Genomic DNA, 23,554 nt, shown 5'->3' with positions numbered 1-23,554 from the left:
GAGTGCTCATGCTCGATCACGTCATCAAGGGCGCGACCGTCGTGGACGGGACCGGCGCGCCCGCCGTTACCGCCGACGTGGGCATCAAGGACGGGCGTATCGCCGTCATCGGTGAGGTCACCCAGGAAGCGCGCACCAGCGAGGACGCGCACGGCCTCGTCCTCGCGCCCGGCTTCGTCGACCCCCACACCCACTACGACGCACAGCTCTTCTGGGACCCGTACGCCACCCCCTCCCTCAACCACGGCGTCACCACCGTCGCGGGCGGCAACTGCGGATTCACGCTCGCGCCGCTGAACCCGGAGCGGCCCGAGGACGCCGACTACACGCGCCGCATGATGTCGAAGGTCGAGGGCATGGCGCTGGTGGCGCTGGAGGAGGGGGCGCCGTGGAGCTGGCATTCGTTCGGGGAGTATCTGGACGCCCTGGAGGGGCGGATCGCCGTGAACGCCGGGTTCATGGTGGGGCACTGTGCGCTGCGGCGGTATGTGATGGGGCCGGAGGCGGTGGGCGGTCAGCCGAGCGAGGGGCAGCTCGCCGACATGGTGCGGTTGCTGCGCGAGGCCATGGACGCCGGCGCCTGGGGACTGTCCACCACGCAGTCGAGCAGCCACTCGGACGGCGACGGGCAGCCGGTCGCCTCCCGGCACGCGAAACCGCGGGAACTGCTGGCACTGTCGCGGGCCGTCGGTGAGCACGAGGGGACGCAGATCGAGGCGATCGTCGCGGGCTGTCTGGATCAGTTCAGCGACGCTGAGATCGATCTGTTCGTGGAGATGAGCGCGGCGGCGGGGCGACCGCTGAACTGGAACGTGCTGACGGTCGACGCCTCCGTTCCCGAGCGTGTGCCCCGGCAGCTCCTCGCGAGCGAGCAGGCGCGGAAGGCGGGCGGCCGGGTCGTGGCACTGACCATGCCGATCCTCACGCCGATGAACATGTCGCTGGGTACGTTCTGCGCGCTCAATCTCATCCCCGGGTGGGGGCCGGTGCTCGCGCTGCCCGTGCCGGAGCGGATCGGGAAGCTGCGCGATCCGGCCGTGCGGGCGGAGTTGGTGCGCCGGGCCACGTCCAAGGAGGCGGGCGTCTTCCGGCGGCTCTCGAACTTCGGGCGGTACGTCATCGGCGACACCTACAGCGACGCGAACGACGGGCTGAGGGGGCGCGTGGTGAAGGACATCGCCGAGGAGCGCGGCCAGGAGCCCTTCGAGTGCCTGGTGGAGATCTGCGCCGCCGACGAACTGCGTACGGTGCTGTGGCCGATGCCGACCGACAACGACCCGGCGTCCTGGGCGCTGCGGGCTCAGACCTGGCAGCACGAGGACGTGCTGCTCGGCGGGTCCGACGCGGGCGCCCATCTGGACCGGATGTGCGGGGCGCCGTACACGACCCGGTTCCTCGGGGACTGTCTGCGGGGCCGGGAGCTGGTCGGTCTGGAGCAGGCCGTACGGATGCTGACCGACGACCCGGCCCGGCTCTTCGGCCTGCGGGAGCGGGGGCAGGTGCGGGAGGGCTGGCACGCTGACCTCGTCCTGTTCGACCCGGAGCGGATCGACGCGGGCCCGGCCACCCTGGTGCACGACCTGCCGGGTGACAGCCCGCGGCTGGACTCCCGGGCGCTCGGCGTACGGGCCGTGTGGGTCAACGGCGTCGAGGCGATCCGGGACGACGTGGTGACCGGTGCCGTACCGGGGCGCGTGCTGCGCTCGGGGCGGGACACGGAGACGGTGAGCACCAGGTGACGGCACGGGTGACGGCACCGGGGACGGCAGAGGCAAGGGAACGCCAGGCGCTGTTCGCCGGCGGTTCCTGGGCGGAGCCGGACGGCGGGCACTACGCGGTGATCGACCCGGCGACCGAGGAGACCGTCGGTTGGGCGCCGGAGGCCTCGCGGGACCAGGTGCTCGCGGCTTGTGCCGCGGCCCGTGAGGCCTTCGGGCCGTGGTCACGGACCTCGCCGGAGGAACGGGCGGCGGTCCTCGGCAGGGCGGCGGGGATCATCGCCGGCCGTATCGGGGAGTACGCGGAGCTGGCCCGGGCGGAGACCGGCGCGACCACGGCCACCGCACGCGCCATGCAGGTCGGGGTCGCCGCCGCCCGCTTCCGCCGCTACGCGCGCGTGGAGCCCGCCGAGTGGGCGATCCCGCCGCAGATCAACGAGGCGGGACCCATGGGCAGGGCGGCGGTCATGGGCGCGCTGGCCGTCCGGCAGCCCGTCGGAGTCGTCACCTGCGTCACCTCGTACAACAACCCCTGGGCCAACGCGGCCGGGAAGGTCGCCCCGGCCCTGGCCATGGGCAACACGGTGGTGGTGAAGCCCGCCCCGCAGGACCCGCTGTCGGTCTACCGGATGGCGGAGGCACTGGAAGCGGCGGGCGTGCCGCCGGGCGTGGTGAACGTGGTCAGTGGATCACGTACCGAGGTCGGTGAGGCGGCCGTGGAGTCGCCGGACGTCGACATGGTCAGCTTCACCGGGTCGACGGCGGTCGGGCAGCGCATCGCCGAGGTGTGCGGGCGCGGTATGAAACGGCAGTTGATGGAACTGGGCGGCAAGGGCGCGGCGGTCGTCTTCGACGACGCGGACCTCGGCTCGGCCGTGGCCGGGATCGGGACCACCTTCTCCTTCTACAGCGGCCAGATCTGCACGGCGCCGACGCGGGTGCTGGCACAGCGCGGCGTGTACGACCGCCTCGTCGGGCAACTGGCCGGGTACGCGGGCCGGTTGAAGGTCGGCGACCCGAGGGAGCGGGACACGGTGGTGGGGCCGGTGATCTCGGCGGCGCACCGGGACCGCGTCGAGTCGTACGTCGAACTGGGCCGCAAGGAAGGCGCGGTGGTCGTCACGGGCGGCGAACGCCCGGCCCTCACACCGGGCTTCTACATCGCCCCGACCGTCCTCGCCGACTGCACCAACGACATGCGCGTGGCACGCGAGGAGATCTTCGGCCCTGTCGTGACCGTCATCCCCTTCGACGACGAGGAGGAGGGTGTGGAACTGGCCAACGACACCGACTACGGCCTCATCGACTACGTCTGGTCGGGGGACGTGGCCCGCGCCTTCCGGGTGGCGCGGCGGCTGCGGGCCGGCGGTGTCGGCGTGAACACCGTCGGCCGCAACATGGAGGCCCCCTTCGGCGGGTTCAAGAAGAGCGGGGTCGGCAGGGACGTCGGCTCGTACGCCCTGCACGCCTACAGCGAGGTGCAGGCGATCGTGTGGCCGGGCTGAGGCCTCTCAGCCGTCCAGATCCACCCGCACGGTCAGCAGATCCGTCCCGAACGCCCGCACCCCCAGCCCGTTGAGTCGGGGCAGCCGCCGCAGCCGCGCCACCGGGTCGTCGTCCGGCACCAGCCGGGCGGTCCCCGTGTGCCACCGCCCCCGGATCCGCACCCGCACCCGCGGATCGGCCTTGATGTTCCGGACGTACTGCGACCGCTCACCGAACTCCGACACCAGCCAGAAGCAGTCCCCGACGCGCCGCCCGCCCACCGGCGTCTGCCGGGGCAGCCCGGACACGCGGCCCTTCGTCTCGATGACCGTCTGGAGGGGCAGACGGCGCAGGAGTGGATTGACGCGGCGCTGGAAGGCGGTGGCGGCGCGGAACCTGACGTCGGCGAGGCGGGGCATCGTCAGCGGACTCCTTCGCACATGATGGCGGGCAGGGAGTACATCTGATCACCGCCCCAGGAAAATCGGGTTCGTGAACCCCGCCAACGCCCCCGGCAGCGGCCCCGCCGCCGCCTCGTGCCGTACCTCGGCCCGTACGTACGCCGCGTAGGAGGGCGTCGTACGCCACTCCACCACCCCCGCCCCGGCCACCGGCAGTGGCGCGCTCGTGTGCAGGACGCCCTGGTCGGTGACGAAGCGGACGGTGCAGCGCGGGGCGCCGGTGACGTCCAGGCGGACGGTGACCGGGGTGTCGCGGTCCACCCGCAACCGCCCTCCGATGCCCGCGTGTTCTCCCCGCCCCCCTGACACGGTGAACGACAGCGCGAGCCTCGCGGACTCGGCGATGTACGACCGCCCGGCCCGGATGCCCTCCTGGATGGCCCGGCGGGTCAGGTCGTCGGCCAGGACGACCGTCTGGGGGCTGCCGACGGCGTCCGGGTCGCGGTGGGCGTCGCTGCTGCCCATCGCTGGAATCCAGTCACGCCCGTCCCGTACGGACGCCACGAGCATGCTGTCCCAGTCGGCCAGCGTCACCTCGTCGTCGGGCGTGTAGGGGCCGTTCCACACCTCGACCGCGTCCGCCTCGCCGAAACCGAACTTCCAGTTGCAGCCGACGCAGGTGGCGTGCGGATGGGCCGGGACGACCAGGCCGCCGGCGCGGCGGATCTGGCGGGCGAACCGGCCGAAGCGGTTGTCGCGGGCACGGTAGCGCCAGTCGACGAAGGTGCCCGGGTCGGTGCCGAGCGCCACCACGTGCCCGTTCCGGGTGGTGATCTCCTCGCCCAGCATGACCAGCAGGTCGTCCCCGGCCACGTCCGCCCAGTGCGCGTGCGCCGAGTGCGTGTTGTGCTCGGAGGAGTTGATGAAGTCCAGCCCCGCCGCCCGTGCCAGGGCCCCGATCTCGGCGGGGGTGCGGCGGCCGTCGGAGTACCAGGAGTGCAGATGGCAGTCACCCCGGTACCAGGCACGCCCCCGCCCCTTGGCCCGCTCGGGCGGATACACCGGCTCCACGGCCTCGCCCGGCTCGCCGTAGGTCAGCGTGATCGTGATCTCGTACGACAGGCCCTGCGGGGCGACCGTGTACGGGCCGAGCGCGATGTTCCAGGTGCCCTCGCGCACCGGGCCCGGGAGGTAGCCGGGAGTCGCGTCGTCCGCGCGGAGGAAGAACTCGGTGCGGGCCCCGCCCGACCAGCCCCGGAAGCCCCGGCCGCCGAGATCGGTGCCCCGGTCGTCGAAGATGCCGATGTCGAGGGCGTTGCCGGTCGTGCCGGTTGGGACGGACGGCCGGTCGTAGGTGTAGGCGACCTTGATCTCCCGGACCCCGGCCGGGACCTCGACGGGCACGTACACGAAGTCGGGCGAGCCGGGCGGCAGGGTGCCCCGTACCGTTCTGCTCTCCTGACCGCCCTCGGCGGCTGCGGCGAAGCTCACGCTTCCCAAGGTAAGCGCGGCGGCCGCTCCGGTCACGAACAGGGCGCGCCGGCCGAGCCCGCCGTGGCCGTCCTCCTGGTGGTCCTCGCACATGCTGCTGCTCCCAAGGTGTCGTCGGTGACGTGGCATGGGTGGTGCGGGGGTGATGCCGTGCAATCCTTGTATTCAGCCGTGAACTCCCGGGCACGGGAAGGGGATCGGCGGCTTTCGCCGGAACGGCACCCGATAAATGCCGACCAGTCGGTATCGACACCTGACCGTCCCTCGGGTACAGATACGTCATGCGCATCGCCGTAACGATCTTCCTCACCGACGAGACGATCACCCCGACCCGGCTCGCCCGGGAGCTGGAGGGCCGCGGTTTCGCCGGGCTGTATCTGCCCGAGCACACGCACATCCCCGTCGAGCGGACCACTCCGTACCCGGCGGGCGGCGAGCTGCCGCGCGAGTACGGCCGTACCCTCGACCCGTTCGTGGCGCTCGCCCAGGCGGCCGCCGTCACCGAGCGGCTCGGGCTCGGCACGGGCATCACGCTCGTCGCCCAGCACGATCCGATCGACCTGGCCAAGCAGGTCGCGACCCTGGACCACCTCTCCGGCGGCCGGTTCACCCTCGGGGTCGGCTTCGGCTGGAACGTCGAGGAGGCCGCCGACCACGGCGTGCGGTGGCGCACCCGGCGCGAGCTGGGCCGGGACCGGATGGCGCTGATGCGGGCGCTGTGGTCTCAGGAGCCGGTCGCGCACGAGGGGGAGTTCGGCTCTGTCCGGGCCAGTCACGCGCACCCCAAGCCCGTGCGGAAGCCGCGCGGCCCGGTCGTGGGCCCGCGCACCCTGCTCGGCGGGGCCGCCGGGCCCAAGCTGTTCTCCCACATCTGCGAGTACGCCGACGGCTGGCTGCCCATCGGCGGCCGCGGCCTCTCCGAATCCCTGCCCCGGCTGCGCACCGCCTGGACCGAAGCGGGCCGCGACCCCGAGGCCCTCCAGGTCGTCCCGTACGCCGTCCACCCCACCCCGGGCAAGCTCGCCCACTACGCCGGCCTCGGCATCGAGGAGGTCGTGGTGCAGTTGCCTCCGGAGGGGGAGGGGGAGGTGCTGAAGGCTCTGGACGCGTACCAGGAGTACCTCTGACAACTCCCCTTCCAGGGAGGCGGGTTCACCGCTTGTGGAACAGCTGTACAGGTGTGGCCGCTCCGGCCTCACCGAGGTCGCGGCTGGGTAGCCCCTGGGCGGAACTCACCGACCGGAGGGGGAATCGTGTTTCTGACCAGACTGGCCGCCGTGGGGGCGGTCGTCGGGCTCGCGTTGGGCCTGAGCAGTGCGCCGGCGAGCGCGGCACCGAGGACCAGCGCCTTCGAGAACCAGGCGCCGGCAGGGGCGTGCCTGGACTTCCGGGCCGACTACGGCCCGTACGTCTTCAACTGCAACGGCACCGACTACCAGAAGTGGCACTGGAACGACGAGATCCGGCTCACCGCGCTCCGCCAGGTCGCCACGAGGCTGTGCCTCACGCTGCGCAACGGCGAGCTGACCATGAAGCCCTGTGCCGCCGCCGACGAGGCCGCGCTGTGGTCCGTCGACACGCAGTCGCCCGGGGGTGCGCTGATCCAGAACAACGTCAACCACAAGTGCCTCGCGCGCGGGGCGAACGACCGCGTCTCCACGGCCTTGTGCACCGGCGGCCCTTCCCAGCGCTGGCTCGTCTGGGCCGCCTAGCCGCGGTCCCGGAACGATCATTAGGCTACGGGTGAGAAAACCGGGTGGAGCACCGGTGCGCGACTGACCATCGCGGCCGACAGGTGCGACCCGCCCGGTTTCGAGTCGCCCACGGGGGAGCGTCATGAGAATCGCGTGGTTAGTCTGGCTTGTCCGGCATTTCAACGCGTACGGCTACAGCCAGGGGCTGTTGCGTGCCGCGATCGGCACGGGTGCCGTACTCGTGACCGCCGCGCTGGTCTGGTTCGCGCTGCACCGCAACAGACCGCTCGCCGTGACCGCCGCGGGCCTCACGTCCGCTCTGGGCATAGGCTGGCTGGCCTTCCACTGACGGGGCTCACCCGGGTTGATCAGCGCACTCGTATGCTCGAAGGATGACGACTTCCGCGACCTCCGGAACGGGCCCCACCGAGAACTCCATGCGGCGCGCCCTGAAACGGGCCAGGGACGGCGTCTCCCTCGATGTCGCCGAGGCGGCGGTGCTGCTCCAGGCCCGGGGCGGGCAGCTGGAGGACCTGTCGGCCTCGGCCGCCCGGGTCCGGGACGCGGGCCTGGAGGCGGCCGGCCGGCCCGGTGTCATCACGTACTCGAAGAGCGTCTTCATCCCGCTGACCCGGCTGTGCCGGGACAAGTGCCACTACTGCACCTTCGTCACCGTCCCCGGCAAGCTGCGCCGGGAGGGCCACGGGATGTTCATGTCCCCGGACGAGGTCCTGGACATCGCCCGCAAGGGCGCCGCCCTCGGCTGCAAGGAAGCCCTCATCACCCTCGGCGACAAGCCCGAGGACCGCTGGCCCGAGGCGCGCGAGTGGCTCGACGCGCACGGCTACGACGACACCCTCGCCTACGTACGGGCCATCTCCATCCGGATCCTGGAGGAGACGGGCCTGCTGCCCCACCTCAACCCGGGCGTCATGAGCTGGACCGACTTCCAGCGTCTGAAGCCGGTGGCGCCCAGCATGGGCATGATGCTGGAGACGACCGCGACCCGGCTCTGGTCGGAGCCGGGCGGCCCCCACCACGGCTCTCCCGACAAGGAGCCCGCCGTGCGGCTGCGGGTGCTGGAGGACGCCGGGCGTTCCTCCGTGCCCTTCACCTCGGGCGTCCTCATAGGCATCGGGGAGAACTACGAGGAGCGCGCCGAGTCGCTGTTCGCGCTGCGCAAGGTGACCCGGGCGTACCACGGCGTCCAGGAGCTGATCATCCAGAACTTCCGCGCCAAGCCGGACACCGCGATGCGCGGCATGCCGGACGCGGAACTGGACGAACTGGTCGCCACGGTGGCCGTCGCCCGGCTGCTCATGGGCCCGTCGGGCTGCATCCAGGCCCCGCCCAACCTCGTCGACGACGAGTACGAGCGGCTGATCGGGGCCGGTATCGACGACTGGGGCGGGGTGTCCCCGCTGACCATCGACCACGTCAACCCCGAGCGCCCCTGGCCGCAGATCGAGCAGCTCGCCGAGAAGTCCCGGGCCGCCGGCTTCGAGCTGCGGGAACGGCTCTGCGTCTACCCGGAGTTCGTGCGGCGCGGCGAGCCGTGGCTGGACCCTCGGCTGCGCCCGCACGTGGCCGCGCTGGCCGACCCGGAGACCGGTCTGGCCCGCCCCGACGCCCTTCCGCGGGGCCTGCCGTGGCAGGAGCCGGAGGAGGTCTTCACGGCGTCGGGCCGCACCGACCTGCACACCACGATCGACAGCGAGGGCCGCACCTCCGACCGCCGGGACGACTTCGACGAGGTGTACGGCGACTGGGGCGCCCTGCGCGAGGCCGCCGCCCCGGGCATGACACCCGAGCGCATCGACACCGACGTACGCGGGGCCCTGCGCACCGCCGCCGACGACCCCACGAAGCTCACCGACGACGAGGCGCTGGCGCTGCTGCACGCGGACGGCCCCGCGCTGGACGCCCTCGCCCGCATCGCGGACGACGTACGCAAGTCGGCCGTCGGCGACGACGTCACCTACATCGTCACCCGCAACATCAACTTCACCAACGTCTGCTACACCGGCTGCCGCTTCTGCGCCTTCGCCCAGCGCCGCACGGACGCCGACGCCTACACCCTCTCCCTGGACCAGGTCGCCGACCGGGCCCAGCAGGCCTGGGACGTCGGCGCGGTGGAGGTGTGCATGCAGGGCGGCATCCACCCGGACCTGCCCGGTACGGCGTACTTCGACATCGCGCGGGCGGTGAAGGAACGCGTCCCGGGCATGCATGTGCACGCCTTCTCGCCGATGGAGGTCGTCAACGGCGCGACCCGCACCGGCATGTCCATCCGCGAGTGGCTGACAGCCGCCAAGGAGGCGGGCCTGGACACCATCCCCGGCACGGCCGCCGAGATCCTCGACGACGAGGTCCGCTGGATCCTGACCAAGGGCAAGCTGCCCGCCGCCGACTGGATCGAGGTCGTGTCGACGGCCCACGAGCTGGGCATCCGCTCGTCCTCGACGATGATGTACGGCCATGTCGACCAGCCCCGGCACTGGCTCGGGCACCTGCGCACCCTCGCGGGCATCCAGCAGCGCACGGGCGGCTTCACCGAGTTCGTGACGCTGCCGTTCGTGCACACCAACGCGCCGGTGTACCTGGCGGGGATCGCCCGCCCGGGCCCGACCATGCGGGACAACCGCGCGGTCACGGCCATGGCCCGGCTGCTGCTGCACCCGTACATCCCCAACATCCAGACCAGCTGGGTGAAGCTCGGTACCGAGGGCGCCGCCGAGATGCTCCGCTCCGGGGCGAACGACCTCGGCGGCACACTGATGGAGGAGACGATCTCCCGGATGGCGGGCTCGTCGTACGGCTCGTACAAGTCGGTCAAGGACCTCATCGAGGTGGCCGACGCCGCGGGCCGCCCGTCGAAGCCCCGCAACACCCTCTACGGGGACGTCTCCGAGGAGCGGCAGCGGGCGGCACAGGCATCGGACGGGCATCTGCCGGAGCTGCTGCCGGTCCTGGACTGACGGTACTGGACCGACGGTCAGCTGCCCCCGGCCGGTTCACCGGCCCCGGCGTCCGCCGGCTGCTGCGCCGTCAAGGCGCGGTCGGCCGCGGCGCCGGGGCTCTTCGGCGGCGGCGGGGGCGTCGCGCCCCGGCCCAGCCACAGCAGGGCCAGTCCCAGGGAGCAGGCGATCACCGGCCAGTAGATGTAGCGGAAGTCCGTCGCGGGCATGATCGGCAGATAGCCGAGGATGTAGGCCGCCGAGCTGATCCCCAGCGCCCGGACCGGCATCGAGAACACGCCCTTGCCCGGCCGCACGGCCAGCACCAGCGCCACGGCGAGCCAGAACCAGCCGCGGAACAGCCACGGCAGGTCCCTCGCCATGCCGCGCACGTACGTGCTGAGCATGTCCTCCAGCCGGGGGTGCGCCACCTCGACGCCCAGGTCGTTGCGGGTGATGCCCGCCTTGGAGACGTAGCCCGTGTCGAACAGCAGACTCGCGAAGAGCCGCAGCCGGTACTGGAGGTACCGCGGCACATGCCCGCTCATCTCGTCCAGCCACAGGGACGTGATCTCGCCCGAGTCCCCGCGCAGCCCGTCCGCCGGACGGGCGTAACAGGCCCAGTAGGAGTCCGACAGGGCGCCGACCCGTCGGCACTCCTCGGCGGAGGCGACCAGCCGGTCCCTGAGGTCGGGTGACACGTCCGCCGACCGGAGTTCGTCCGCCCTCAGGACGTGGACGAGGTCGTCGAGCATGATCTGCGCGCCCTGCTTCGTCTCCAGGGGCCGGGCGAAGAGGGAGATGGCGGCGGCCGGCACGACCAGGGCGGCCACGAGCGCCGCCGCGCACGTCACCCACGTACGGCGTCCGGGAGCGCGCCACAGCGCGAGGACCAGCAGGACGAAGACGGGGATCGCGGCGAAGAAGGCGTTCTTGCGCACCAGCATGGCGTAGGCGAGGAACAGCACGCCCAGTCCGAGCAGTACCCACCGCAGGGCGGGACGGCGCAGGTCCCGGTCCCGCAGCCGCAGCCCGGTGAACGCGACCGCGCACGCGGCGAGCAGCGCGAACGCGGCGTGGACGTCCTTCCACACCACCCCGACGAACGTCAGCACGAAAGGGGTCAGCCCGAGCCCGAGCACGGCGAACGGACCGGCACGGCTCCCGGTCAGAGCCCCGACGCACCAGGCCAGCACCCAGAGCGCCCCCCAGAAGAGCACGGACTGCAGGACGAGCATGGAGGCGATCGAGCCGGTCACGGCGATCAGCGCACGCCACACCAGGCTCAGCACGGGCGGATGCCAGTCCGTCAGGGGCAGCTTCCCCTCGGCCTGGCGGAGCTGGTCGAGGCTGTCGGGACTCAGGTACCCGGGGGCGAAGACGAGGATCGTGGCCAGACAGCAGACCACGGCGACGGCGGCCAGCGCCCAGAGGCGTCGCTGCTCACGCCCCCACACTCGTCCTGTTTGTCCCATAAGTCGGATGCTAACGGTTCGTCGGACGGCGGCATCTCAGGCGGCACCTCAGGGGGCGACGAAGACGTAGCGCCGATAGGCGTAGAAGCGGAACAGGGTCGCGAGCACCCAGCCGAAGATGCGGGCCGTGTTGTCGCTGAGCGCCGAGTCGAGCCCGAGCAGCTCCCGGGAGGCGAAGACCGTGCCCGCGGTGATGGCGAGCCCTACCCCGTTCGCCACCAGGAACAGGGCGAGTTCGTGGGTCACCTTCTCGCGGTGCTGTTCGCGGTAGGTCCAGTAGCGGTTCCCGACCCAGCTGAAGAGCGCGGCCGCAGTCGTCGCGATGACGGACGCCTGCACCGGGGAGGCCCGCATCGGCCCGCCCTCCGCGCCGCCGGGCAGGCCGAAGACCAGCAGGTTGTAGCCGCCGTTGTCCACGACGAAGGCCAGCGCCCCGACGACCCCGAACTTGGCGGCCTCCTGCCAGATGCCCTTGACGGCGTCACGCGCACGCAGCGCGGCAGATGCGAGGACCGGCACACGGTGAGCGTAACGACCCGGCGCGCCCTCACCACCCAGACCCGCCCATATCGCATGATTTTCGTCATATTCGGCAACGGTCCGGGAGGAGCAGCCGTGGAACCGACGATCGCGTGTGTCGTGCCGTGTCACAACGAGGAGGCGGCCATCGGCAAGGTGGTCCGCGACCTGCGGGCGGCCCTCCCCGAGGCCGTCGTCTACGTGTACGACAACGCCTCCACCGACCGCACGGTGGAGGTGGCCCGGGAGGCGGGCGCGATCGTGCGGGAGGAGACCCGCAAGGGCAAGGGCAATGTCATCCGGCGCGCCTTCGCCGACGTCGACGCCGATGCCCTGCTCATCGTCGACGGCGACGACACCTACGACGCCGCTCGCGCCCGGGACCTGGTGGACCTGCTCTTCGAGGGACCCTACGACCAGGTCGTCGGCGCCCGCCGGGTGACGGCCGACGGGGCCTACCGGGCGGGTCACGCGGTCGGCAACAAGGTGCTCACCGGGGCCGTGCGGTCCCTGTTCGGCAACGACGTGACCGACATGCTCAGCGGCTACCGGGTCTTCTCGCGGCGCTTCGTGAAGTCGTTCCCGGCGCTGGCGAGGGAGTTCGAGACGGAAACCGAGATGACGATCCACGCCCTGCACCTCCGCCTCCCCACCGCGGAGGTCGTCGTGGACTACCGGGTCCGGCCCGCCGGCGGCGAGAGCAAACTGCGCACCTACCGGGACGGCTGGCGCATCCTGCGAGTCATCCTCGACCTGGCCCGACGCGAGCGCCCATCGCTCGTCCACACCGTGATCGCGGGCGTGCTGGCCCTGGTCTCGGTCATCCTCGGTATCCCCGTCATCGCCGACTTCATCGAGACGGGCACGGTGCCCCGCGTCCCCACGGCCATCCTCGCCGCCGCCATCATGACCATCGCGGCCCTCGTCCTGCTCGTGGGCTACATCCTCGAGTCCCTCATGCACATGCGGCAGGAGCAGTCCCGCCTCGTGCACCTCTCCTACCCGGCTCCCGCACGCGCGCCGCTCCACACCGCCCATGGCGCCGGGACCGGCCCGGTACCGGTCCGCAAGACACCCTGAGGCCCCCGGGGGAGGGGCATGCGCGCAGTACGATGATCGGAACCCCGATGTCCGTGCGGGGTCCCGTGACTGAGGAGATGCGTGCCCGTGCCTGCCCGACTTCCTTCGTGGGCCTGGACGACCGGGCTGACCGTGGGAGCGATAGCCGCGGTGACGGTCCTGGCCGTGCAGGCGGACCGGGGCCCGCACCCCACCGCCACGTCGGCCAAGCCGAGCAGCACGGCGTCGGCGGGCGTGCGGCCCACTCCCTCCGCGTCCGTCCCGACCCGGGTGCCCGACGGCTCCGGCACCGGCCGGCGCGTCGTCTACTCCCTCGGCGAGAAGCGGGTGTGGCTGGTCGACGCGAGCGAGGGGAGCCGCCGTACGTTCGCCGTGTGGCCGGGCACGGTCAGCCCCGACCCCGGCTCGTACACGGTGTCGTCGCGCACTGAGGGCACGACCGGCTCGGACGGCGTCCAGATCGAGCACATCATGTACTTCGCCGCGAAGGACGGCGTCTCCGTCGCCTTCTCCAACGCGGTCGACGGCGCCTCGCCGCCGCCCGCCGCCTCCGGCGCGAAGACGGGCGGGGTCCGGATGCGGAAGGCGGACGGCACGGCACTGTGGGCGTTCGGCACGGTCGGTACGACCGTGGCCGTGGTCAAGTAGCGGGGGTCTGCGTCCCCCGGTCCGACAGCTGGTTGACGATCAGCACGACCCCGCTGAACAGGAAGACACGGGTCGCCGCGTCCAGCCCGTTCCAGTTCTCGGACTGCCACATCGAGAACCACTCGCCGCCGATCCCGATGAACCCGGCCCCGAACAGCAGCATCACCATCAGCAGTCCGTACGTCGACAGCTGCCGGGCGCGCCGCTGATCACGTCTGGCCCACAGCCAGCTCCCGGCTATGAGGACGAACGCGGCGACGGTCTCCCACGCGATGATCGCGATGTAGGCCGCGTCCTGAAGTGTTTCGCTCGTGATGGCCCGCCACATCAGGTCCTCGTCCTTGAACGTGGTGTCCATGGCCAGCACATGCCGGACGAACTGCTGGTTGGTGCCGAAGTCGGTGATGTTCCCGAAGGCGACGAGCGTCATGTAGAGGGCGATGGTGGCGGTGAGCAGCATGGCGGCAAGAGGCAGCGTGCCGCGTGAAGTTGGGGAGGTGGCCATGCCGATCATTGTCCCCGAGCGGTGGTCGCCGACGCTTCCGGGGCTGGCCGACCTCGGCCACGTCCTCGCCCTCGATCCCGCCTGCACCGTGGAGGAGGCCCGATCCGATGTGGAACAGATCCGCGAACTGGATTCCGGGGCCCTGGACCGCCTTTCGGATACCGACCGCGCGGTACTGGGGCCGTTCCTCGCAGGGTGAACAACGTGCGAATTACTTGTGTGTGGACGTAATTCGACCGTGACGTAATCGGTTGCGGTGCGGTAATTTTGCCTTCAACACCCCTGCATTCAAAGGAGGCGCCGGTGTTCGACGAGCGCAAAGAAGCGGAAATGAGGCTGTACTCGGAAAGGCTGGCGAAGGAACTCGCCCTGAAGAAGGAACGCGAAGACGGGGGTGTACCTGAGTCCACCCCTGAGACGGAGGACAGCCGGAGCGAGAATCCCCGCTCCTCTCTGTAACGTCCCGGGCCATGAAGATCCCTGTCTTACTCCTGGCCCTTCTCGCCGGTGTCGGTGTCACCGTTCCCGCGGCCGAGGCCGCCCCTCGCCCTACGGGCCAGTGGCACTGCGACGCCCCTCAGGGGCTGCGGCACGCACTGGACGACCTCACCGGAAGACACCAACTCGCCGGAGCGGCGATCGAGGTGGCGGATCCGACGTGTGGCCGTTGGACCTACGCCGCCGGCCAGGCCGACCTTCGCACCGGACGGCCGATGAACGCCGAGGACCGTCTCCGCATCGGCAGCATCACCAAGACGTTCACGGCTGCCACGGTCCTTCAGCTCGCGGACCGGGGACGCATCTCTCTCGACAAGTCCGTGGAGCACTATCTCCCCGGCCTCGTCCAGGGCAACGGCTACGACGGCCGCCGAATCACCGTGCGGGAACTTCTCCAGCAGACCAGCGGACTGCCCGACCACGGCGACTCGCTCGCCGACGCCGACATCGACTGGCTGCGCCATCACCAGTTCACACCCCGAGAACTGGTGAAACGAGCCTTGCGACTGCCGCCCCCCAAAGGCCCGTGGCACTACTCCACCACGAACTACATCCTGGCCGGCCTGGTCATCGAAAAGGTCACGGGCCGCCCGGCCGAAAAGGAGATCTCACGCCGGATCATCAAGCCGCTGAAACTGCGCGACACCTACTGGCCCGGCACCTCCGAGCACATCCGCGGCCGCCACTCCCGCAGCTACTTCACGACCGAGCGCGACGGAACGGCCGTGCGCGTGGACGGCACCGAGTGGAACACCTCGGCGGGGGGTGTGGGAGGCGCACTGATCTCCACGCCCCGGGACGTGAACAAGTTCTTCGCGGCCCTGCTGAACGGCCGTCTGCTCTCCGGTTCCCGGCTGGCCGAGATGCGGAACACGGTGCCGGGCGATCCCGACCGGCTGGGCCCGGAAGGCCGCTACGGACTCGGTCTGATCACCTCGCCCCTGTCCTGCGGAGGCCGTTGGACCGGTCACACCGGCTCCGTGCGGGGCGGCCACAACAACCTGGCAGCGGTCGGCCCCGACGGCCGCCAGGTGACCCTCGTCATCAACGAGGCCCCGACCACCGACGCGAGCACCACGGCACTCATCGCCGCGGTCGACACGGCACTTTGTTCACTCACGCCTTCCGTTCCGACTTCCTGAGTACTTCGGTCAGGGCCGAGATGCTGTGGTCGCCGTGGCCCGCCTCTGCTGCCCGCTTCACCAGGTCGTGCAGAGGAGTGAGCCAAGCCGTGTCGACATGCGTCTCTTCGGCCAGGTCTTCCTCGTGGGCCGCGCCCGCGAGGAAGAGGTTCACGGAGGAGGCGGCATCGGTGTAGTCACCGCTGTCGATCTCCTTGGCATAGATCGGGAGCAGGGACTTGATCATGTCCAGCCACTTTCCGGCGAACCGCACCATGCTGCTCGCCTCCAGCTCACGGGTCTGGACAACCGCGGCCCCTTGGAAGAACCCGACGAGCGCAGGTAGCAGCATGGCGCCCACTGCCATCTCGTACAGGGCGGCGAGATCGGTCTCGGCCCCGAGGTGGACGGTATCGCCGCCCAGTACCTTCAGCGTCGTCTCGTAATCGTCGAAGACTGTCTTGTCGCCGCCGTAGTACAGCAGTGTGTCCGGCGCTCCCACGGCCGCAGGCACGTTCTTGACCGCTCCGGCCAGAAACCGGGCGCCATGGCTGCTCGCCCAGCCGGCCATGGCGCGGGCGTCGGCGGGTGAACCGCTGTTCAACGTGACAAGCGCGCGCCCGGACAACGCCGCCGCGGCCGGCTCCAAGGCGGAGCGGGTGTCTTCGAAGGTGGTCAGGCAGGTGATGATCAGTGGGCTCGCCTCGATCGCGGCCTCCACCGTCCGGGCGTGGCCGGCGCCCTTGGCCACCAGCGGTGCGGCCTTGGCCGGAGTGCGGTTCCACACCGTCGTCCGGTGCCCGGCGTCGAGGAACGCCTCGGCCAGTGCCCGGCCCATCGAGCCCAGTCCGACGACGGTCACGGGTGTGGGGGCATCCCTGGTCATACGTCACTCCAGTCAGCAGTCGGATGGTTCGAGCAGCCACGGAATCGCCGATCAGTGCGGCCGACGCGGCTCTCGTTCCATCCTGGGAGCCCACGTACATTTGATCAAGTACCTACAATTCTGTTCGGTACTTACACTTTTGTCAGTGTCAGTTTGTCAGTGTCAGAAGGAGTGCTGATGGCCAAGCGGACCTTCATCTGCGGGCTCGATGCCGCAATCACCGTCATGGGCGGTAAGTGGAAAGGGCTGATCCTGTTTTCGCTCGGTGAGGAAGGTCCGCTGCGTTTCGGGGAATTGAAGAGGGCGGTGCCCGGTATCAGCGAGAGGATTCTGATCCTCCAGCTCCGGGAGATGGAGGCCAGTGGCCTGGTGCACCGCGAGGTCTACCACCAGGTCCCGCCCAAGGTGGAGTACACGCTGACCGAGTTCGGCAGCTCCCTCAACACCGCACTCGCGCCGCTCGGCGAGTGGGGCGAGGAGCACATGGAGCGCATCGAGGCCATTCCCTAGCCGCAAGGAGGGACGGGCCTGGGTGCGGGCGGAACTGGTGGTGCGGCAGGGCGACTTGTGGGGCCGGGTCGATCTAGGGTGATCGAATGGACGTGGGGGCGGTCTTGATAGCCGTGGCCGGTGTGGCGGGGACGCTCGGGGGCGCGCTGCTCACCCAGCAGGGAGCCGAGCGCGCCGAGCGGCGTAGCTGAAGATGACCCAGGCGCTCCAAGAAGCGCGGGAGGACCGGGAGCTGCGGCGCCGCTGCTATTCGGAACTGCACCGCGACGCACGGCAGTTCTGCACGGCACTCAGCCGCCATTTGTACGTGATGCGGGACCGCAACGCCGGGCGACGAGGAAATCCAGGCGCTGGAATCGGCCAAGGACACCTACCGCGACCGCTGGTCCGAGGCACTGATGATCGCGCCGGACGCGGTGGTCGCCCCGGCGAGTGAGGTCAACGGGGCCCTGAACGACGTCTACGGTCAGGTCAAGCGCCTGGAACAGGGAAACCCGCGACCCGGTGAAACCCTGCGCGCGGCTGCCGAGGCGCAGCACGCCGTCTGGTCCGTCATAGCCGTCACGAGAGAGACGATGCGCCGCGACCTGGGCGTGACGGGCGCTGCGGGGAGGGAGCTGCCCTCGGCCCGGGACGCCGGTGCCCGGCTCCGCGACTTCGAGGAGCCGGATCGCGGCCCCTCATGACCCGGCGGTTCGCGACGCCAAAGACCAAAGAACCGGGAAAAGAACCAACCCACCCCCACCGCCCCCGCAGCTCACCCGCAGGAGTGAACAGGCGCTGGCGGCCAAGTTCCAGGAGGGCGAGATCCGGATCGCGGCGGCCCTGCGGGAGCTGGAGGCACATGGTTACCTCGCGCGTCCCAGGGAGCGTCTTCAATCGGGGCGAGTCGTAACTCGCACGATCGCGTACAACAAGCCTCGGACGACGGCCCCTGACCGGCCCCGCCGAGATTGCCGGAAGGCGGCTTAGCCGTGCCGGGGTCGAGTCATGACGGCCCGCTGACCCCCATGCCTCAGCTGACCCCGGACGCGCTGCGTGATGCCGTCGCGCGGATCGCTCCGAGTCGGCTCCCTACGCTCACGCGGCATCTCTTCGAGGCCGCCACCAACGCACAGCAGGCCCAGACCCTCGCCCCCTGCGCGCCTTTGTGCACTCCTGGGCGGTCTTCGTCGCGATCGAACGGCACCCCGCGCGGGCCGAGCGACTGCGGGAGCTGGAGCGGATCGTGGACGCGGGCGAAGAGGACCCCTCCGATGCCATCGCCGAGATCCGCGGCATCCGGGAGTCCGAAGAGGCAGAGGCAGAGGCAGGGTGGGGACCGATTGGGCCCGTGACTACAGCCCGAGCTCCTTCTCCAGCAGTGTGAACGACTTGGGTGTCCCGCCCGGCTGCGGCTTGCCCTCCTTGTGGCCGACCACGCGGTAACCGGCGTTCCGGTAGTAGGCCGTGAGCTGGGTGTTGCCCGCCAGGCAGTCCAGGCGTACGTGGGTCCGGCCCGCCGCGGCCACGCGGTGTTCCGCCGCCTCCAGCAGCAGCCGCCCCGTCCCGGGCGCGGAGGCGCTCCGGTCCACCATGAGCCGGTGCACATAGCCGGCCACGGGCGGCTGCGGACCCCAGGCGGACTCGTCCTCCCACCACAGTTCCCAGGCCCCGGCGACCCGCCCGCCGGCCTCCGCGAGCCAGACCTCGCCCCGGGTCGTGACCCGGCGGAAGTGGGACTCGTCGAGCTCTCCCGGCTGCCACTGCCCGGTGATGCCACGGGCCAGCATCCAGCGGGCCGCGTCGTCGCGGAGGCGGACGAGGGTGGACAGGTCGGCCTCGGTGGCCGGGCGGACGCGTAGATCGTTCACCCGGGGATCCTCGCACGCCTGTCCGAGGCCTGAGGCGAGTGCTCAGAGCGACGGTTCGTATGCCCGCCGTGAAGGCGGTGTTCCGCCCGCAGAACCCACCGTCCCCGTTCGATTACAGTGCTGGGCGTCGTACGTATGGACGGTTCCCTGGGAGGTCAAGGTGGGTGCGACTGCCGGCGCCGTCTGGGGCCGTACGGAGCAGCAGGACTACCGCAGCCGGGTGCGCGGGACGCTGCTCGGCGTGGCCGTGGGGGACGCGCTGGGCACGCCCGTGGACGGGCTGGGGATCGACGGGATCAGGGAGGCGCACGGGGCCGAGGGGCTGGTCGATCTCGCCCCCGCCTACGGCAGACGCGGCGCTGTCACGCACATCACGCAGCTCACCCTGTTCTCCGTGGACGGACTGATCCGGGCCCAGGTGCGCCGCGACACCGGAGCCTGGCATCCGCCGACCGATGTGCACCGGGCGTATCTGCGCTGGGCCGCCACCCAGCGGGACTGGGGACCCGACGAGCGCCGCAAGGACGACGGCTGGCTCGCCCGGGAGGAGTGGCTGTACGCGCGGCGGGACCCCCATCAGGCCCTGCTGCTGGGGCTCGGCGACGACATCATGGGCACCCCGGACACGCCCAAGAACCCGGGTGAGGCCGGGCCCGAGGCCGCCACCCGCTCCGCCCCGTTCGGGCTGCTCGTGGGCTGGGAGCCGCAGCTCGTCGCGCAGCTCGCCGTCGAGTGCGCGGCGCAGACCCACGGGCACCCCACGGCCTCGCTCGCGGCGGGCGCGTACGCCGTGATCGTGCACGCCCTCGCCCTCGGCGAGAGCCTCGACGGTGCCGTGCAGCGCGCCTTCGCGATGCTGGCCGCGCGGCCCGGGCACCAGCCCGTGTCGGACGCTCTCCAGTACGCGCTGGGCGCCGTACGACAGGGCATGCCGGGCCCGGAGCGCGTGAGCGAGCTGTGCGGGGCCGGTACGGCGGAGAGCCTCGTCGGCGCCGCCGTGTACTGCGCCCTCGTCGCCGCCGACGTCCGGCACGGGCTGTGCCTCGCCGTCAACCACGACGGCCCGTCCGCCGCCACCGGCGCGCTGACCGGCGGTCTGCTCGGCGCCCTGCACGGGGAAACGGCCCTCCCCCCGGCCTGGCTGGCCGAGCTGGAGGGCCGTCCCACCGTCCTGGAGCTGGCCGACGACTTCGCCATGGAGATGACCCAGGGGCCCGCCCTGCACGGGCCCGGGGGGTCGTCGCCGGGGTGGCTCGCCCGCTATCCGAGGGCCTGACACCCCTGGCCTTATTCCTTGACCGTCGTCCGCACCACGTCGTCCGAGGGCCCCACCGGTACGGGTACCGCCGCCGTCCCGTCCCCGTCCGTGTTGATCTTCTCGATCAGCGCCAGCCGCTCCGGGGTGTCCTCCGGCTTGATGAAGCCGATGAGGACGTAGAGGATCAGGGAGACCGCCAGCGGGATCGAGACCTGGTACTGCAGCGGGACGCCGCCCTCGACGTTCCAGTTGATCGGGTAGTTCACCAGCCAGAACGCGAGCAGGCCCATCGACCAGCTGATGAGCGCCGCCGTCGGGCCGGAGCGGCGGAACGCCCGCAGCAGGCCCAGCATCATCGGGATGGCCATCGGGCCCATCAGACCGGCCACCCACTTGATGACGACCGTGATGATGTCCTTGAACGCGGGGGAGTTCACCTGCGTCGCCGCCGCCATGGACAGGCCGAGGAAGACGACCGTCGCGATCCGGGCGACCCGCAGTCCCTGCCCCTGGTTCCACGTCCGTGCCCTGGCCCAGATCACCGGCGCGCAGTCCCGGGTGAAGACCGCCGCGATGGCGTTGGCGTCCGAGGAGCACATGGCCATCGTGTGCGAGAAGAAGCCGACGATGACCAGGCCCAGCAGGCCGTGCGGCAGGAGCTGTTCGGTCATCAGGGCGTAGGAGTCGGAGCCGTCCGGCTTCTGCGACTCGACCAGCAGCGGCGACATCCACATCGGGAAGAACAGCACCAGCGGCCAGACCAGCCACAGGATCGCCGACAGCCGGGCCGACCGCTCGGCCTCCTTCGCGTTCGGCGTGGCCATGTAGCGCTGGGCCTGGTTGAGCATGCCGCCGTTGTACTCGAAGAGCTTGATGAAGAGGAACGCGAGCAGGAAGACCGTGCCGTACTCGCCGACCAGCGGCTTCTCGTGGCCCTGGAGTTCGGGGGAGTCCCAGACGCCGAAGAAGCCGCCGTGGTCGTCGAGTCGTACGAACACCGCCACGAACATGGCGATGCCGGCCAGCAACTGGATGATGAACTGGCCGAGTTCGGTCAGCGCGTCCGCCCAGAGGCCGCCGATCGTGCAGTAGACCGCCGTGATGCAGCCGGTGATGAGGATGCCCTGATTGAGGGAGATCCCCGTGAACACCGACAGCAGCGTCGCGATCGCCGCCCACTTCGCGCCCACGTCCACGATCTTCAGCAGCATGCCGGACCAGGCCAGCGCCTGCTGGGTCTTCAGGTCGTAACGGTTCTTCAGGTACTCCAGCGGGGAGGCCACATGGAGGCGGGAGCGTAACCGGTTGATGCGCGGCGCGAAGAGTTTGGACCCGATGGCGATGCCGAGGGCGATCGGGAAGGACCAGGTGACGAAGGAGGTGACGCCGTAGGTGTAGGCGATGCCCGCGTACCCGGTGAACATCACCGCGCTGTAGCCCGACATGTGGTGGGAGATGCCGGAGAGCCACCAGGGCATCTTGCCGCCGGCGGTGAAGAAGTCGCTGACGTTGTCCACGCGTTTGTGCGACCAGACGCCGATCGCGACCATCACGGCGAAGTAGCCGATGAGCACGGCCCAGTCGAGACCGTTCATGTGCGCCCTCCCAGGGGTCAGCCCGGCGCTCATCGTGGGCGCTGCCGCGTGAACACGACAAGTGACGGTCAGGTCAAGGAGGGGTAAAAATGTTCGGGGTGATGGCCTTGGTTCAGCTACATGAACTCATCGCATCAACTCCCCTGCGTTGACCAGCAATGACTGTCCGGTGATCGACCGGGCCCGGTCCGACGCCAGGAACACCGCCGCGTCGGCCACATCCGAGTCCGCCGCTAGTTCGGGGAGTGCCACCCGTTCCGTCAGCCGTTCCAGCACGGCCGCCTCGGGCACGCCCTCCGTCTGTGCCGTGAACCGCACGTACGCCTGCACCGGCGGACCCCACATCCAGCCCGGCAGCACGGTGTTGACCCGGATCCGGTACGGCCCCAGCTCCCGCGCCAGCGAGTACATCGCACTCGTCAGCGCCCCCTTCGAAGCCGCGTACGCCGCCTGCCGCACCTGCGACGGAGCCGCCACCGCCGACTGCGTCCCGATGAACACCACCGATCCGCCGCCGCCCTTCTTCAGTGAGGGCAGACAGGCCCGGGTCATGCGCAGCGTGCCCAGCAGGTTCACGTCCAGCACCGTGCGCCAGGTCTCGAAGTCCGCGTCCTCGACACCGCCGAAGTAGCCGTCCAGCGCGGCCACATGCACCACCGCGTCGACCCGCCCGAACCGCTCCGCCGCCAGCCCCGCCAGCGCCTCGCACTGCGCCTCGTCGGCGATGTCGGTCGCCCGGTACGCCGTGCGCGACCCGTCCGGATCGAGCTCGGCGGCCGCCTTCGCCAGGTTCGCCTCCGTCCGGGCGCCGAGCACGGCACGTCCGCCGTCCCGCACGACGGCCGCCGCGACCTGCCGCCCGAGACCGGCCCCGACCCCCGACACCACGACCGTCTTCCCCGCGAGCAGTGACATGGCAGGACCTCCTCGAAGCCGGACCCGGACCCCTGGCGCTTTATCTGACGGAGCGTCAGAGTATGGGCCTGTCACCGACGAAGGGGAAGGGCATGAGCGACGACACCCGCAGCGAGCTGTACGCCGAACTGGCCGCCGTCGGCCCCTACGGCACCCACCCCGGCCACGCCCTGATCACCATGGTCGAACCGCACCCGGGCCACGAGTACGCCTACAACCGCTGGTACGAGGACGACCACTACTACGCCGGCGCGATGGCGATGCCCTGGATGTACGCCGGCCGCCGCTGGGTCGCGACCCGGGACCTGCAACTCCTGCGCTACCCCGAGAAGTCGGCGATCGCCCAGCCCGTCACCACGGGCTGCTACCTCTCCACGTACTGGATCACCGCGGGCCGCTACGACGACCACATGCGCTGGACGGTCTCCATCAACAAGCGCCTCAACCGCGACGGCCGTGTCTACCAGGACCGCACGCACGTCCTCACCGCGTTCCAGGACCACGAGGCGACCGTCTACCGGGACGGCGCGGCGGGCCCGAGGGACCGGCACGCCCTCGACCATCCCTACGCGGGCCTGGTCCTCCAGGTCGTCGAGGCCGACACCCCCGAGCAACGCGCGGAGCTACTGGAATGGCTGCGCTCCCGCCACCTCCCGAGGCGCCTCGCGGGCTCCCCGGCGGCGATGGTGACGGCCTTCCGGCCGACCCCGCTCCCCGGAGACCGCATGACCTACGTCAAGCAGGTCGAGGGCGTCGACACCCGCCTGACCCTGCTGTGGTTCCTCCAGACGGACCCCAGGGAGTGCTGGGAGAACCACTTCACCGGTCTCGACACGGCGGTGGCGGAGTCGGGGCTCGGCAGGGTGGAACTGGTGGCACCGTTCGTACCGACCCTGCCGGGCACCGACACCTACGTGGACCGGCTCCGCTGAGGACCCGGGAGCC

At 70.8% G+C, this 23,554-nt stretch carries 24 protein-coding genes; 15 read left to right on the top strand and 9 right to left on the bottom strand.

All coding sequences use genetic code 11. From position 1 onward, the window contains the following. The first annotated feature begins 8 nt into the window (after nucleotides 1-8). Both ACQEV8_RS18935 and ACQEV8_RS18930 read left to right on the top strand, forming a co-directional pair. Entirely contained in the window at nucleotides 9-1,739 is a 1,731-nt protein-coding gene (locus tag ACQEV8_RS18935) for an N-acyl-D-amino-acid deacylase family protein (protein WP_432961740.1), read from the top strand. Next, nucleotides 1,736-3,223, top strand: a complete 1,488-nt coding sequence (locus ACQEV8_RS18930; protein WP_432961738.1) for an aldehyde dehydrogenase family protein — start codon at nucleotides 1,736-1,738, stop codon at nucleotides 3,221-3,223. The genes ACQEV8_RS18935 and ACQEV8_RS18930 overlap by 4 nt, the downstream gene beginning before the upstream one ends. Nucleotides 3,224-3,229: 6 nt before the next feature. Here the strand turns inward: ACQEV8_RS18930 and ACQEV8_RS18925 are convergent, their stop codons facing one another. Beyond that, entirely contained in the window at nucleotides 3,230-3,622 is a 393-nt protein-coding gene (locus ACQEV8_RS18925; RefSeq protein ID WP_432961736.1) for a nitroreductase/quinone reductase family protein, read from the bottom strand. A 48-nt stretch (nucleotides 3,623-3,670) separates the two neighbouring features. Continuing rightward, nucleotides 3,671-5,188 (bottom strand): CehA/McbA family metallohydrolase, encoded by a 1,518-nt coding sequence (locus ACQEV8_RS18920; protein ID WP_432961734.1) that lies wholly within the window; start codon nucleotides 5,186-5,188, stop codon nucleotides 3,671-3,673. A 188-nt stretch (nucleotides 5,189-5,376) separates the two neighbouring features. On the opposite strand from ACQEV8_RS18920, the gene ACQEV8_RS18915 reads away from it, so the two are divergent. From ACQEV8_RS18915 to ACQEV8_RS18900, 4 genes are all read left to right on the top strand, one after another. Then, a complete protein-coding gene (locus tag ACQEV8_RS18915; protein WP_432961732.1) occupies nucleotides 5,377-6,222 on the top strand; it encodes an LLM class F420-dependent oxidoreductase in 846 nt (281 codons plus the stop codon). Nucleotides 6,223-6,348: 126 nt separating this feature from the next. Next, nucleotides 6,349-6,807 (top strand): RICIN domain-containing protein, encoded by a 459-nt coding sequence (locus tag ACQEV8_RS18910; protein ID WP_432961730.1) that lies wholly within the window; start codon nucleotides 6,349-6,351, stop codon nucleotides 6,805-6,807. 124 nt (nucleotides 6,808-6,931) lie between these two features. Next, nucleotides 6,932-7,138 carry a hypothetical protein gene (locus ACQEV8_RS18905; RefSeq protein WP_432961728.1) on the top strand — a complete coding sequence of 69 codons (207 nt, stop codon included), beginning with the start codon at nucleotides 6,932-6,934 and terminating at the stop codon, nucleotides 7,136-7,138. A 43-nt stretch (nucleotides 7,139-7,181) separates the two neighbouring features. After that, nucleotides 7,182-9,767, top strand: a complete 2,586-nt coding sequence (locus ACQEV8_RS18900; RefSeq protein WP_432961726.1) for a bifunctional FO biosynthesis protein CofGH — start codon at nucleotides 7,182-7,184, stop codon at nucleotides 9,765-9,767. A 17-nt stretch (nucleotides 9,768-9,784) separates the two neighbouring features. Here ACQEV8_RS18900 and ACQEV8_RS18895 read toward each other — a convergent pair whose 3' ends face one another. Together ACQEV8_RS18895 and ACQEV8_RS18890 are read right to left on the bottom strand one after the other, a co-directional pair. Beyond that, nucleotides 9,785-11,221: a hypothetical protein gene (locus ACQEV8_RS18895; protein WP_432961724.1), complete on the bottom strand. Its 1,437-nt coding sequence runs from the start codon at nucleotides 11,219-11,221 to the stop codon at nucleotides 9,785-9,787. A 48-nt stretch (nucleotides 11,222-11,269) separates the two neighbouring features. Beyond that, nucleotides 11,270-11,740, bottom strand: coding sequence for a GtrA family protein (locus ACQEV8_RS18890; protein WP_432961722.1), 471 nt, complete (start codon nucleotides 11,738-11,740; stop codon nucleotides 11,270-11,272). A gap of 96 nt (nucleotides 11,741-11,836) precedes the next feature. Between ACQEV8_RS18890 and ACQEV8_RS18885 the strand changes: the two genes are divergently transcribed. Continuing rightward, nucleotides 11,837-12,820: a glycosyltransferase family 2 protein gene (locus ACQEV8_RS18885; protein WP_432961720.1), complete on the top strand. Its 984-nt coding sequence runs from the start codon at nucleotides 11,837-11,839 to the stop codon at nucleotides 12,818-12,820. An 87-nt stretch (nucleotides 12,821-12,907) separates the two neighbouring features. Further along, nucleotides 12,908-13,468, top strand: a complete 561-nt coding sequence (locus ACQEV8_RS18880; RefSeq protein WP_432961718.1) for a hypothetical protein — start codon at nucleotides 12,908-12,910, stop codon at nucleotides 13,466-13,468. Here the strand turns inward: ACQEV8_RS18880 and ACQEV8_RS18875 are convergent. Next, complete coding sequence (locus ACQEV8_RS18875; RefSeq protein WP_432961716.1) at nucleotides 13,461-13,973, bottom strand: DUF2165 domain-containing protein; 513 nt, start codon at nucleotides 13,971-13,973, stop codon at nucleotides 13,461-13,463. The two genes, ACQEV8_RS18880 and ACQEV8_RS18875, sit on opposite strands and share 8 nt — an antisense overlap. Between ACQEV8_RS18875 and ACQEV8_RS18870 the strand changes: the two genes are divergently transcribed. The 3 genes from ACQEV8_RS18870 to ACQEV8_RS18860 all read left to right on the top strand — a co-directional run bounded on the left by ACQEV8_RS18870 (nucleotide 13,972) and on the right by ACQEV8_RS18860 (nucleotide 15,613). Next, a complete protein-coding gene (locus ACQEV8_RS18870; protein WP_432961714.1) occupies nucleotides 13,972-14,172 on the top strand; it encodes a hypothetical protein in 201 nt (66 codons plus the stop codon). The two genes, ACQEV8_RS18875 and ACQEV8_RS18870, sit on opposite strands and share 2 nt — an antisense overlap. Nucleotides 14,173-14,276: 104 nt before the next feature. After that, nucleotides 14,277-14,432 (top strand): hypothetical protein, encoded by a 156-nt coding sequence (locus tag ACQEV8_RS18865; protein WP_432961712.1) that lies wholly within the window; start codon nucleotides 14,277-14,279, stop codon nucleotides 14,430-14,432. 11 nt (nucleotides 14,433-14,443) lie between these two features. Beyond that, entirely contained in the window at nucleotides 14,444-15,613 is a 1,170-nt protein-coding gene (locus ACQEV8_RS18860; protein ID WP_432961710.1) for a serine hydrolase domain-containing protein, read from the top strand. Here the strand turns inward: ACQEV8_RS18860 and ACQEV8_RS18855 are convergent. Beyond that, nucleotides 15,588-16,478, bottom strand: a complete 891-nt coding sequence (locus ACQEV8_RS18855; RefSeq protein WP_432961708.1) for an NAD(P)-dependent oxidoreductase — start codon at nucleotides 16,476-16,478, stop codon at nucleotides 15,588-15,590. The two genes, ACQEV8_RS18860 and ACQEV8_RS18855, sit on opposite strands and share 26 nt — an antisense overlap. 177 nt (nucleotides 16,479-16,655) lie before the next feature. Here ACQEV8_RS18855 and ACQEV8_RS18850 point away from each other — a divergent pair, with 177 nt between their 5' ends. Next, on the top strand, nucleotides 16,656-16,988 hold the full coding sequence (locus ACQEV8_RS18850; protein ID WP_432961706.1) for a winged helix-turn-helix transcriptional regulator: 333 nt from the start codon (nucleotides 16,656-16,658) through the stop codon (nucleotides 16,986-16,988). A 398-nt stretch (nucleotides 16,989-17,386) separates the two neighbouring features. Further along, a complete protein-coding gene (locus ACQEV8_RS18845) occupies nucleotides 17,387-17,674 on the top strand; it encodes a hypothetical protein (RefSeq protein WP_432961704.1) in 288 nt (95 codons plus the stop codon). A gap of 651 nt (nucleotides 17,675-18,325) precedes the next feature. Here ACQEV8_RS18845 and ACQEV8_RS18840 read toward each other — a convergent pair. Beyond that, nucleotides 18,326-18,841: an N-acetyltransferase family protein gene (locus ACQEV8_RS18840; RefSeq protein ID WP_432961702.1), complete on the bottom strand. Its 516-nt coding sequence runs from the start codon at nucleotides 18,839-18,841 to the stop codon at nucleotides 18,326-18,328. A gap of 160 nt (nucleotides 18,842-19,001) precedes the next feature. On the opposite strand from ACQEV8_RS18840, the gene ACQEV8_RS18835 reads away from it, so the two are divergent. Beyond that, a complete protein-coding gene (locus ACQEV8_RS18835) occupies nucleotides 19,002-20,117 on the top strand; it encodes an ADP-ribosylglycohydrolase family protein (RefSeq protein WP_432961700.1) in 1,116 nt (371 codons plus the stop codon). 11 nt (nucleotides 20,118-20,128) lie between these two features. Here the strand turns inward: ACQEV8_RS18835 and ACQEV8_RS18830 are convergent, their stop codons facing one another. Then, nucleotides 20,129-21,694 (bottom strand): sodium:solute symporter family protein, encoded by a 1,566-nt coding sequence (locus tag ACQEV8_RS18830; RefSeq protein WP_432961698.1) that lies wholly within the window; start codon nucleotides 21,692-21,694, stop codon nucleotides 20,129-20,131. A gap of 126 nt (nucleotides 21,695-21,820) precedes the next feature. Then, nucleotides 21,821-22,609, bottom strand: coding sequence for an SDR family oxidoreductase (locus ACQEV8_RS18825; RefSeq protein ID WP_432961696.1), 789 nt, complete (start codon nucleotides 22,607-22,609; stop codon nucleotides 21,821-21,823). Between the two features lie 92 nt (nucleotides 22,610-22,701). Here ACQEV8_RS18825 and ACQEV8_RS18820 point away from each other — a divergent pair, with 92 nt between their 5' ends. After that, on the top strand, nucleotides 22,702-23,541 hold the full coding sequence (locus ACQEV8_RS18820) for a hypothetical protein (RefSeq protein ID WP_432961694.1): 840 nt from the start codon (nucleotides 22,702-22,704) through the stop codon (nucleotides 23,539-23,541). Nucleotides 23,542-23,554 lie beyond the last annotated feature (13 nt).

The organism is Streptomyces sp. CA-179760, from assembly GCF_050937045.1.
GTDB lineage: Bacteria > Actinomycetota > Actinomycetes > Streptomycetales > Streptomycetaceae > Streptomyces.
This window is presented reverse-complemented; position numbering and strand designations above follow the sequence as displayed.